The 12,051-nt window shown below is 69.9% G+C and carries 5 protein-coding genes; all 5 read right to left on the reverse strand.

From position 1 onward, the window contains the following. Positions 1-35 precede the first annotated feature (35 nt). The 5 genes from ABH926_RS50785 to ABH926_RS50805 all read right to left on the reverse strand — a co-directional run bounded on the left by ABH926_RS50785 (position 36) and on the right by ABH926_RS50805 (position 11,765). Positions 36-365, reverse strand: coding sequence for a hypothetical protein (locus ABH926_RS50785; protein ID WP_370374627.1), 330 nt, complete (start codon positions 363-365; stop codon positions 36-38). A gap of 15 nt (positions 366-380) precedes the next feature. Continuing rightward, on the reverse strand, positions 381-4,886 hold the full coding sequence (locus ABH926_RS50790) for an RHS repeat-associated core domain-containing protein (RefSeq protein ID WP_370374628.1): 4,506 nt from the start codon (positions 4,884-4,886) through the stop codon (positions 381-383). Positions 4,887-5,077: 191 nt separating this feature from the next. Further along, positions 5,078-7,333 carry a multicopper oxidase family protein gene (locus ABH926_RS50795; RefSeq protein ID WP_370374629.1) on the reverse strand — a complete coding sequence of 752 codons (2,256 nt, stop codon included), beginning with the start codon at positions 7,331-7,333 and terminating at the stop codon, positions 5,078-5,080. Positions 7,334-7,571: 238 nt separating this feature from the next. Then, positions 7,572-8,624, reverse strand: coding sequence for an alpha/beta hydrolase (locus ABH926_RS50800; protein WP_370374630.1), 1,053 nt, complete (start codon positions 8,622-8,624; stop codon positions 7,572-7,574). A 135-nt stretch (positions 8,625-8,759) separates the two neighbouring features. Continuing rightward, on the reverse strand, positions 8,760-11,765 hold the full coding sequence (locus ABH926_RS50805; RefSeq protein ID WP_370374631.1) for a BTAD domain-containing putative transcriptional regulator: 3,006 nt from the start codon (positions 11,763-11,765) through the stop codon (positions 8,760-8,762). Between the last annotated feature and the right edge of the window lie 286 nt (positions 11,766-12,051).

Genomic DNA, 12,051 nt, shown 5'->3' on the forward strand with positions numbered 1-12,051 from the left:
CGTGCCTGCCCCGCCTTGCTCAACGGCCCAAACGCTCAGCTCACTTCGTCAGCGCGGCGCTGAAGTCCAGCCGCGATCTCGTCCCAATCAGGACCCCAATACATGAGATCGACGGCAGCCTCTCTAAGCAGCGCCGCGTCCTCCGGCCGTTGGAGGACGACGAGCCGATAGGCAAGGTTGCGGGCCCATACCGGTAGGGCCATCAGGTCGCGCTCGATCGAGTCGCGCAGCATTTCGAGGATGGCGTCGGCGTCGGCGAACGTCACCCGCTCGATGAAGCGGCGGGAGGCCGGGGACAGGTCCGAGACGGTTCCCGACTCGACTTCGTCGACCAGGGCTTGGGCCACCTGGTTCAGCTCTGACATGTGTGTGCTGTCCTGTTATTTGTGCAGCCAGTAGGTGGTCACCCGGTATGTGCCGTCCGGGGTCTGGTTCACCCTATAGGTGATGTCGTGGCCGCCCACGTTGATGGGTCGGTCGATGAAGGGGGGCGTTCCGCCGGCGCGCGGGACCGTGCCTCCGCCCTTCATGTAGCCGTAGGCGTCGGTGACGATGCCCTGCTCGACTTCGTCGGGGTTCAGGCCGGTGGTGTTGAGGTCGCCGCTGTGGGCGTGTTCTCCGCGCCAGGCGTGGCCGGTGTTGAACTGCCACGTGTCGTCGCCGACGTTCGCGGTGCGCTTGAGGTTTACCCCTTCACCCTTTTCGGTGTAGGGGCCGACCTTCGGGGCTTCGTCGGCGACCGCGTCGGCTTCTTCGCCGCACAGTCCCAGCGGGTCGCTGTAGGTCAGCGGGTTCGTGACGTAGGCGCGGTCGTTCGGGGCGGGTGCGAGGCCGAGGGGGTCGGGGGTGAGGTAGGACGCCGTGTCGGGGTCGTAGTACCGGTGCAGGTTGTAGTGCAGGCCGGTCTCGGCGTCGAAGTACTGCCCCTGGAAGCGGAGCGGACACTCGACGCCCGCGTCGGCGGCGGTGCCGACCGTCCGCCCGAACAGGCTGGTGGTCAGCCGCCAGGCGACGCGGCCGTCTGGGCCGACCAGTTCGGTCGGGGCACCGGACAGGTCGGCGACGACGGCGTGGAACGCCTCGTCGGACCAGGCCTGGTCCGAGGAGGCCCGCGAGCGGCTGCGCTGCGCCGCAGGCCGGAACGTCCCCGGGTCGTAGTCCCACGTGAGGGCGGTGACGCTCCCGTCGTGGCGGATCGATTCCTGCTCGGCCACCCGCAGCCCGTCCCAGACGAACCGGACCTGCTCGACCGGCTCGTCCGCGGTGCTGAACCGGGTCTTCGTGGTACGGCGGCCCAGCGGGTCGTAGCGGTAGCGCCATGTGTCGCCGTCCGGGGTGGCGGTCTCGACCAGCCGGTCCTGCGCGTCCCAGGTGTAGGACCAGACCCGCCGGCGGCCGTCGAGAGTGCGGCGGACGGTGCGGACCAAACGGCCGGCGGCGTCATGCTCGTAGCTCGTGCGGCCGGCAGTACGAATCAGAGTTCTGTCGATGTCGAACCCGTCCGGCCCGGCGCCGTCGGATCCGGTGTCGGCCGCCGCCAGGTTGCCGAGCGCGTCGTAGGCATAGCTCTCGCGCCAGTTCCCCGCCGACACCGCGGTCACCCGGCCGACGGGGTCCGAGGTGAAGCGCCGGGTGCCGCTGTGGCTGTCGCGGACCTCCAACGGCACCCCGTCGGCGCGCCAGCTCCAGTCCCGGCTGAACACGAGCGCCGTGACGTCGTCGTCCGGGGCCGCTCCGGCATCCGGTCGGTCGCCGTTCCACAACCGCTGCGACGTCAGCCGTCCGACACCGTCGAACTCGCGGGTGAGCCAGGCCTCGGCACCGACGGAGCGCTCCCGCTCGCGGCCCGAGGCGTCGAAGGAGAAGGCGAGCTGCCCGGCGCCGGCCATCAGCGCCGCGGGGCGTCCGGCGGCGTCGAACGACCACACAGACTCCGCACCCGCGGGGGTCGCGCGCGCGACCCGCCGACCGGAGAGGTCGTAGTCGTAGTGGACGGCACGGCCGTTCACCGACTCGACGAGCACCCGCCCGAGCGCGTCCCGCTCGTACTCGAGGGCTGATTCAGGTCCGCGGGCCGCGGTGAGCCGGCCGACCACGTCGTAGGCGAAGGAGTAGTCCCCGTCCGGGGTGCGGCGGCCGGTGACTCGGCCGCAGCTGTCGTATTCGAGGACGATGCGCTGACCGAGGCCCGTGATGCGGGCAGCGAGCCGGCCGGCGGCGTCGTGCTCGTAGGTCAGGGTGCGGCTGGTGAAGTCAGTCTCCCCGATCAGCCGACCGGCGGCATCGTAGGCATAGCGCCAGGTCGAGCCCGCCGGGTTGGTGACGGAGACGAGCCGCAGATCGCTGTCGTAGGCGAACTCGTACCGGACGCCGTCAGCACCGGTCCGCGCCATGATCCGGCCGAAGGGGCCCGGCTCGAACCGCGTCACCCCGCCGATCGGGTCGGTGGCCTCGACCAGGCGGCCCTCCGCGTCGTACGTCCAGGAGTCGCGGGCCCCGGTCGGAGCGAGCTGCCAGGTCCGACGGCCCTCGACGGTCCAGCCGTACTCGAAGCGCGCCCCCAGCGGGTCGCGCACAGCCACGGCACGACCGAACGCGTCGCGGACCGCGTGGGTCTTGGCCCCCAGCGGATCGGTGACGGCCAGCGGCAGGCCGGCGGCGTCGGTCTCGAAGCCGGTGACGGCGCCGAGCGGGTTGACGAGCGCGCGCGGCGCACCGTTCCCGGCGACCTCGTAGGACGTGACGGCACCGGCCGGGTCGGTGACGGCGACGAGGTTCCCCCGCTCGTCGTAGGCGCGCAGCCAGACGGCACCGTCCGCGGCGCGGACCGTGGTCGCCTGGTGGAAGGCGTTGTACGCGAACTCGGTGGCCGAGCCGTCGGGGCCGGTGACGCGGACGGCGTCGCCGCGCTCGTCACGCTCGTAGGTCGTGCGATTGCCCAACGCGTCGGTGTGCGCCAGCAAGCGGCCGAACCGGTCGCGCTCGGTCAGGATGGTGCTGCCGAGCGGGTCCGTTTCGGCGACGACGTGGCCGTAGTCGCTGTAGCGGAAAGTCGTGGTGTTGCCGAGGGCCGAGGTGTGGACGGTGGTGCGGCGTTCGTCGTCGTACGCGAAGGAGCCGGACATGAAGCCGCCGTCGCCGCTGGTGCGTACGACGCGCCCGATCTCGTCGTACTGATATCCGTAGCGGTATCCGACGCGGTCGACCCACCCGATGACGCGGTTGGCATCGTCCCATTCGTAGTCGTACGGGATTCCGGACGAGTCGATCACACCCGTCAGGCGTCCGCGGTCGTCGTAGCGGTACTGCTTGACGACGATGCCGTGCTCGGTGCCGTCGAGAAGGCGGATCCCGATGACCCGCGGCCCCGCCGCCGTCGCCGCCGTGTCGATGCCGACGCTGTAGCCCGGGTGCTCCACGGCGACCGGCACGCCGAATTCGTCGCGATGGATGGCGACGCGGTTGCCGTTGCGGTCCGATATCGCCGTCAGATCGCGGATCTCGCCGAGGTCACCGCGGTGGTGCACGGTTGCGAAGTGCCTGGTGTGGCCGGTCCACGGATCGGTGATGCGGATCTCGTCGGTCGCGCGGTCCCAGGACAGCGGCCACCTGGCCCCGCGCTCCGCCACGACCTGCTCGCCGGCGGCCGGTATCGGGTAGTCGAGGCGCTGGGCGTCGTCGCCGGCGAAGTGGATCCCGGCCTCGTTGATCGATATGCGCTGGTCCAGCGTGCTCGACCATCCCGGGCCGAACAGGTGGCCGGTGGTGTAGCCGGAACAGTAGGCACGGCGCAGCACCACGGGCAGCACGCCGGGCAGCTTCAGGTCGGTCTCGTCGGTGAGCATCCACCCTGAGACCACATCGATGGGGTCGTCCTTGCACACCGAGGGGCCGTTGCCCTCGGCGGTGCGCGCTTCGGCTCCGACCGTGTCCTCAGCGCCTTCCTCGGCCTCCCTGCCGAGCTTGCCCATCACCTTGCCGCCGAGCGAGCCGAGGGCCTTGCCGCCGAGGAACGTCAGGCCGAGCATGCCGGCGCCCATGAGGGCGTCGCCCCAGTGGCCTTGCATGGCGTCGCCGGCGATCTGCATGCCGGTGCCGACCAGGGCGATGATGTTGTCGGCTTCGGCAAGGGCGGCAGTGATGACGTCGACACCGGGGATCCAGGAGGTGGCCAGGGCCAGCACGTCCAGGAACGGTGCGAGGTCGTTGGCGATCTCGGCGATTTTGCCGCCCCACTCGGACAGGTCCTCGGCGACGTGGTCCCACCAGGACTTGTTGTGGATGCCATCGCCTTGGGCCTTACCGAGGGCACTCGCGCAGGTTTTGGCCGCGTTGATGCGGTCGTTGTAGGCGTCGTTGGCCTGCTTGGTCAGAGCGGCCATCTTGGCTTTGGCGTTGTTCAGGTTGGTCTGTGCGGTGTCATGCGCGGTTTGCGCATCGGTGACAGTCTTCTGATTCGGATTGGCGGCCTGGTTCTGCTGAGCTGTCTTCAAATCGGATGCCGCGTTGTTGGCGGTGCTGGTGGCTCGTTGCAGATCGGCGTGCGCGTCTTGGGCCTGGCGCAAGGCCGTGTCGGCTTTGGTCTGCGCGGCCTGAAGCTGCGGCGCATAGGCCGACAGCGCATCGGAAGCCTCGCTGTAGGACGTGTACAGCTTCTGCAACCGCCCCGGCAGCGGACCGTACTGGTTCTTGAACGCATCAGCGGTCTGACCTATCCACTGCATCGCAGCAGTGTCAGAACCGAACGAGTTCAGGCTGCGGTAAGCAGCTTCCACATCATGGGCGAAGTCCCCAAACTGCTTCGCCAAAGCTTGAACCGACTCCACCACACCAGGCGTCGGATCCCCATCCAACCCCAGAATGTCCCAACCAGACGGACGCACCATAAATGAAACCCTCCCCGTGTCACACCAGTTGAGCGCACAGCTATGACAACGTCCTGTCGTATCCGCGTGCGGCCCGGACGGAGTCTACTCAGACGTACCGGTGCCCGGTGATCTCCCACTGGCTCCGCCGTCGCGCGAAAACACCCCCTGAGCTGTGGAATTCCAGCTCAGGGGGTGTTTTCGCGGCGACCTCAGCGCATGGGGGCGTAGGGCCGCATCATCTCGTTGTCCTCATGGTCGATGATGTGGCAGTGCCAGACGTAGCCCGGCCCCACGGTCGGGTCGAAGGGGAAACGGTTCTCTCCCGGTACGACGGCGCCGACCGGGGTGCCGGTGGGCGCCCAGCGGGCGATCACCCTGGTCACCTGTCCCGGCTGGACGTTGACCGTGTCCTTCCAGCCTGCTTCGTTCGGGTCCGGGGGGATGACCGGCCCGCTCAGGAAGGGGCCGAAGGCCAGGTTGCCGCCGAGGGCTCCGTCCGTGTTCGGTGTGAGGTAGTCGCGGGGCGAGCCGTAGCCGGGGATGATCGTGCCCGGCCCGTAGCTGACTTCGCCCAGTGTGCCGTCGCACTTCTGGCCCTCGAAGGTCCCGCCGGGGAACTCCTTGCCCCAGGCGGTGCGGTAGTCGCGGACCTTGAGGTCCTGCCGGCTGACGAGCTGGAACTGGACCAGATGGATGTGGATCGGGTGCGCGAGCATCGAGGCGTTGAGGATCTCCCAGACCTCGGTGGCCCCCACCCGCGGCCGCTCGGTCAGCCACAGGCCTTGGCCGTATGCGTCGGGCTGCGAGCCTGAGACCGGGGTGCTGGTGCCGGAACGCAGGCCGGTGAAAGAACTGTTGTTGACCAGTGCGATGAGTGTTCCGCGACCGCCCGGCGGCGGGACGCACGGCAGCGTGACCTGCTCGCTGAGCAAGAGCTGGCGCTTGGCGTCCACCGGCAGACCCCGGACCACGCTTCCGCGTTCGGGGTCGGCGAGCCGGGCGATGGGCATCGGCCGGCCGGGGCCGCCGCGCAGCGGTTTGCAGTGCGCCGGGTTGTACGTGGTGTCCCGTCCCTTGAGCGGGAGACACACCTCGATCCGCATGATCTGGCCGTCCAGGTTCGGGTCCGGCAGCACACCGCGCGGGTAGGAGTGGACCGCGTTGTTCGTCAGGATCAGCGAGCAGCCCTCGAGCCCGGAGAAGTCGATGATCAGGTCGGCACGCTCTGCCGGAGCGAGCACGAGCCGTTTCGCGTCCTGCCGGTGGGGCGCGTTCAGTTCCACCGGCCTGTCGAGCAGTCCGCCGTCGGTGCCGATCTGCCAGAACGGCACTGCGGACGGCGCGTAGTGGCGACCCGCGTTGGCCGCCTCCGTGAGGTTCATCGACAGATACCGGCCGTTGCATCCGTTCAGGACGCGGAAGCGATAGCGGCGCGGCTCGACGGCGAGCACCGGCCAGGTGCGGCCGTTGACGACCATTGCGTCGCCGAGGTACGCCGGGGTCCAGTACGGATGAGCGGCGGGGTTGGGCGGAGGTCCGACCAGGGCTTCCGCGGCGGGGTTCGAGCCGTCGGGGAAGAGCAGCTGGCCGTTGGTGTCGAACTGCCGGTCCTGGATCGCGATCTCGATCTCGTACGGGTCGGCGGGCAGCCGGAGCGGGTTGTCCGGAAGGCCTGTGTCGTATTCGTCGCGCACCAGGTAGAACGCGGCGAGGCCGGCGTACACGTTGAGCCCGGTGACGCCGAGGGCGTGATCGTGGAACCACAGCGTGCAGGAGGGCTGTTCGTTCGGGTACAGGTAGACGGCCTCGTTCGGCGCCGCCCAGCCGAACGTGGCGTAGCCGGGACCGCGCCGGCCGTCCGCGGTGAACCAGCCCTGCGGCCCACCGTCGGCGCCGGAGGGCACCTCGCCGCCGTGCAGGTGCGCGACGGCCGGGATCGGACCGCGGTACGGCGTGAAGGAACCCATCTGGTTCAGCGGGTCGGCCCAGTGGATCGTCTGGTCGACCGTGAGCAGCGGGGCCACTCGGGAACCGCAGTCGACACCCGGCAGCCGATTGACGTAGCGGACCGTGGTGGGCCGCCCCGCCAAAGCCTCGACGGTGAACCCCGGCCAACTCGCCGGCCGGTCCGCCACCTGATAGCCCCAGACCCAAGTGCCTTCCGAATACGCACTCGGATACATCGAGGGCGGGAGCACCTGCTGCGCGAACTCGACGAACGCGGTCGTCATCGAAGCGGCACGGACCCGCTGCCCACTGAAGGTGGCGAGGTCGGTGACGTATTTGGGGATGCTGGCCCCGGGCAATGGTGCCTGCGGCCGCAGCACCGACGCGGAAGCAGGCGCCGGGCTGATCAGAGTATCGAAGGCGGTCGCGGCAGCAACGCCGGCGCCTCCTGCGACGAGCAGCCCTCGACGGCTCAGCTGCGCTGGGATATACGGGCCACCGGAGATTTCATCCGACATGGCGGGCCTTCCTCGGACGTTCCGGCACCGCCCGCCGGCTATGCCGCAGCAGGCTTATACCGGCGACAACCCTTTTTTATGCGGACATTGACAGCGCGTAGCATATTGCGCACGGATACGTGTCTCCGGCATCTCCGTGCGCGGCGTGGCGTCCGCGCTTTGTCGTGGCACGAGGGAGTCGGAACGACGTCCAGAAGTGCCCCTGAGCTGCGGAACCGCAGGCCAGGGGCGGCTGGTGTCAGACAAGACGAGCGCGCAGCCATTCGGCCATCAGCGCGACGACCTCGGGCAGTTTGGACGCCGCGCAGTGGCCGGTGTCCGGGATGAGGTGCACCTCGGTGTCGCGGCGGCCTTCGAACACCAGCGTGTCCTCGCGGACCACGTGGACGTCGTCCGCGCCGTTGACGACGAGCATCGGGCAGTTCGCGTCCTGGGACAGCAGGTCGGTGCGGTCGAAGGGCTTGACCGCGGCCATGAGCTGCTCCAGGGTCGGGATCGCGTCGAAGCCGAAGGCGTTGCCGGCGATGTCGCGCATCCCGAACATCAGGTGCTCGAAGTTGGCGGGGGTGAACGACGCCACCATCGGCCCGCCGAGGTCGATCGCCGCGTCCACCACGCCGCGCAGCCCGGAGGACCCGGACAGGTTCGCGCCGAAGGAGAAGCCGGCGTGCGCGACGCGGCCGTCGCCCAGTTCGCGGGCCGCGGCGATGAGGCCGTCGATCACGTCCAGGGCGTGCCCGTCCAGCGGGGCCGCGGTCTCGCCGGTTCCCGGGTGGTCGAACGCCATGACCGCCACGTCCGCCGTCTGTACGAAGGCCACCGCCATCGCGTGCATGTCCACCTTCCAGGTGTCCAGGCCGCCGCTGAGGATGACGACCGGGCGCGCGGAGCGTTCGGCGGACGCGGACAGGATGTGGACCGGCACCGGGGTCGTGCCGCCGAGGTACGGGATGTCCAGGACGCGGCGTTCGAAGGCCACCGGGAACGTCGGCGCGGCCTTGGCGTACTGCTCGATCTGAAGCGTCATGGCCTGCCGCTTGGCCTCGTCGGCCAGTGTCGGGAACCTGGCCACGCCGAAGGCCAGGGCGGACAGGTAGTGCTCGCCGGCGTCGGCGTAGCGTGCGGCCAGGTCGGAGAACTCGCGGGTCCAGCCGCCGGGCTGGTCCGACCACACGTCGCCGACCCGGGACATCGCCTCGTCCAGATCGGCGGCGGGGAGGCCCTGGTTGACGAACTGGGGGCGGCGCTCGCCGTAGAGGGCGGCGGCGTCCACCGGGAACTCGTAGCTCATAAGGGTCCTTAGGTATGGATCGGCGCCAGCCATCGCGGCCGGCGCTCGTCACCCATGGTCGGCGCGGCGTATACCGACGCGGTCCTGACGAGATACCTGACGAATCCCCGTCGTGGTCGCCGAGTCAGTGACCGGTCAGCACCAGACCAGAGGCTGCTCGACGTCCCGGTCGATCCCCATCGCCGCGAAGTGGTCGGACGCCTCGGCCCGATGCGTCCGGGCGCTGCCGTGTTCGCCGAGGCCGTCCTCGGCGGCGGCCAGACCTTGCAGGGCCACAGCGACGCCGCTGCGGAGCTCCAGATCGGTCGCGCGGGTGAGAGCGTCCCGGTGGTCGCGTGCGGCCTCCGCGTACTCAGCACGATCACGCGCTGACGCCCCGAGCAGGTTCAGGATGCTCACGGCCACATAAGGGAAGATGGCGCCGCGAAGACATTCGCGGGCCCGTCCCGACCACTCGCGGGCCTCGCGGTGGGCACCGAGCATTTGGTGGATGCGAGCCAGGCGCGCCATGACGATCGGCCGGTGGACTTCGGCGCCCGTGTGCTCCACAAGCGCGTACGCCTCAATGAAATGGTCGCGCGCCGCCTCCCATCGCCCGAGCCCGACCTCGGCGTTGCCGATGTTGAGCAGGGCCAGGGGCTCCGAGTGCCAGCCGCCGATGCTCTTGTAGACCTCCAGCGCCTCGGTGGCTGTCGCCAGGCTTCCTGCGAAGTCGCCGACCGCCTCCTGGGCGGAGGCCAGATTCACCAGTGCGAGGGCTAGCGCCTCGCGTTTTTTGGACCCGGCGAGGAATTCGATCGCCTGCCGGTACTCCCGCATGGCCCGCGGGTAGTCCCCGAGTATCTTCGAGAAGAGGCCGAGCTTCGACAGGTAGAGCGCCTGATCCACGGGGTTTCCGCTCTGTTCTGCGAGACGCAGCGCTTCCTCCATCAGGAGGTGTCCGGCCCTGGTGCGTCCGACGGTGTAGTACGCGCCGGATACCAAGGAGGCCGCGTGGGCGACCAGGGCCGGGTCGCCGTCCCGTCGGACCAGGATGAGCATGGATTCGCAGGCCACCGTCCACTTGGCGTGGTCGTGTCCGCGCTTCAGATGGTGGTTGGCTGCCATGTTGAACAGGGCCATGCCCTCCTGGCACAGACCGTGTTCCCCGGCCATGACGGCGGCGGCCGTGATGTTCGCGTGGTCGCGCTCAAGCCACGCCGATGCCGCCTCGCCGTCTTCGAAGACCGGCCGCGGGCATGCGGAGGGCTCGGAGGGCTCGGAGGGCTCGGAGGGCTCGGAGAGTCTGGAGACGATGAACTCACTGCCCGGGAACAGCAGATCGACGGCGGCCATGCCCCAGCGCAGGTAGTGGTCGGCCAGCCGCCACAGGGCGTCGGTGTCACGGTCCTCATCCGGCGACGGCAGTGATCGCGCGACGTCGCGGACCAGGTCGTGGAACGCGTACCGGCCGGCGGCGTGCTGCTCCAGCAGGTTGACGTCCACCAGGAGTTCCAGGCACCGCTCGGCCCGCGCGACCGGTGAGCCGAACAGCGCCGCCGCGGACTCGGCGTCGAAGTCGTGGCCGGGGAACAGCCCGAGCAGGCGGAACGCTTCGCGGGCTTCGGGGTCCATCACCTCGTGGGAGAGACGGATACTCGCCGCCACGCTGCGCTGGCCGGCGGACAGCTCGCCCAGGCGCAGGGAGTCGCGGCTCAGCCGGTCGGCCAGGTAACGCACGTTCCACAGGGGCCGGTCGGCGAGGCGGCTGGCCGCGATGCGGAGCGCCAGCGGGAGTCCTCCGCATTGTTCGACCAGGGCCGACAGCGCCTCGGGGTCGTCGTCGGTCCGGTGCCGGCCGGCGATCCTGGCGACCAGCGACCTGCTGTCCTGTGCGCTCAGCGCGCCCAGCGGCACAACCCGGGCCCCGTCCACCCCGGCCAGGCGCACCCGGCTGGTGGCCAGCACCAGACAGCCCGGGGAGCCCGGGAGCAGCGGTCGTAGGTGCTCGGCGTCGGCGGCGTTGTCCAACAGGAGCAGGATCCTGAGGTTCGCGGTGGTGATCCGCCACAGTGCGGTGCGACCGGGAAGGTCGGTCGGGATGTCGGCGGCCGGAACGCCCAGGCCGCGCAGCAGTATCACCAACGCGCTGCTGGTATCGAGCCGCTCGCGGCCGGCGGTGAACGCGCCGAGGTCGAGGTAGAGCTGGCCGTCCGGGAAGCGCTCGGCCAGCCGGTGCGCGGCGTGCACGGCCAGCGTGGTCTTGCCGGAGCCGCCCATGCCCTCGATCAGGAAGATGCGCACGGCCGATTCGAAGCCGGGGTCCTCTATCAGCTCCTTGAGTTCGGCGGCACGCCCGGTGAAGTCGGGCAGGTCGTACGGAAGCGAGCACGGCGCCGGGCGGTGGGATCGGCCGACGGAGACATCCGGACCGCCTCGAAGGATGTCCTGATGAAGCGCCTGCAACTCCGGCCCGGGATCGACACCGAGCTCGTCTGCCAGTACGGCGCGGACGCGCTGATACTCCTCGAGCGCCTCGGCCTGTCGGCCGCCGCGGCACAAGGCGGTCATCAGCTGGCCGCGCAGCCGCTCGCGCAGGGGGTGCTCACCGACCAGCTGCCGCAGCTCGCCGACCAGCTCGGACGATGCTCCCAGCTCCAGCCGCAAGGCCAGGAGATCCTCCACCGCGATGAGACGCTGCTCGGCCAAACCGGCGGCCCATGCGTCGAACGCCCTACCCTGGACCGGGATCGGGCCCCGCCACAGATCGACCGCTTCCCGCAGCAACTCCGCGGCTGCCGGCGTCCGAGCCGCCCGGGACCGGGCGAGCAGATCCACGAACCGCGCCGCATCCACGTTCGAGCCGGCCACCGCCAGCTGGTAGCCGGCCCCGACCGTCCGGAGCACACCGGCCCCGCCGGGGATCCGCCGGCGCAGATCGGCGACCATCTTCCGGATCTGGTGCACGGCCGTGGCGGGAGGGTCGTCATCCCAGACCGCGGCGACCAGGTCGGCCAACGACACGGCCCGTCCGGCCGCCACCGTCATCGCGACGACCAGCCGCTCCTGCATCGCCCCGCCGAGGGGGACCCGCTGCGCGCCCCACCGGCATTCGGTGGGTCCGAGTACTGCGATGGACAGGTCCGAGTCGCCAGGCCCCATCGGTACCCCCTGTGTTCGAACGGCGCCTTCAGTGATTGTAAGGAGCGGAGGGGGTCGAGCGACGTGGAGCCGCCGCAGCCGCCATCACCCGACTGGGTGCCGCACGGTTGCCGTTCATGATCGGCGGACGCATGGTGCGGAGGAGGCGGATGATCGCGCGGGTGCCCAACCAGCTACGGAGTGGACATGAGCTCGGCTTTCGCCGTTTCTGCAGATGTGATGGGGGTCAGGCCGCCAGGTCCAGTCCTGCTTGGGCCCAGGCGTGCTGGACCTCGCGGATTTCGGT

It is taken from the genome of Catenulispora sp. GP43, from assembly GCF_041260665.1.
GTDB lineage: Bacteria > Actinomycetota > Actinomycetes > Streptomycetales > Catenulisporaceae > Catenulispora.

What these genes read in the sequence shown, in the direction of transcription:
- ABH926_RS50785 (WP_370374627.1), bottom strand. Translation starts at nt 365, where the DNA reads ATGTCAGAGCTGAACCAGGTGGCCCAAGCCCTGGTCGACGAAGTCGAG.
- ABH926_RS50790 (WP_370374628.1), bottom strand. Translation starts at nt 4,886, where the DNA reads ATGGTGCGTCCGTCTGGTTGGGACATTCTGGGGTTGGATGGGGATCCG.
- ABH926_RS50795 (WP_370374629.1), bottom strand. Translation starts at nt 7,333, where the DNA reads ATGTCGGATGAAATCTCCGGTGGCCCGTATATCCCAGCGCAGCTGAGC.
- ABH926_RS50800 (WP_370374630.1), bottom strand. Translation starts at nt 8,624, where the DNA reads ATGAGCTACGAGTTCCCGGTGGACGCCGCCGCCCTCTACGGCGAGCGC.
- ABH926_RS50805 (WP_370374631.1), bottom strand. Translation starts at nt 11,765, where the DNA reads ATGGGGCCTGGCGACTCGGACCTGTCCATCGCAGTACTCGGACCCACC.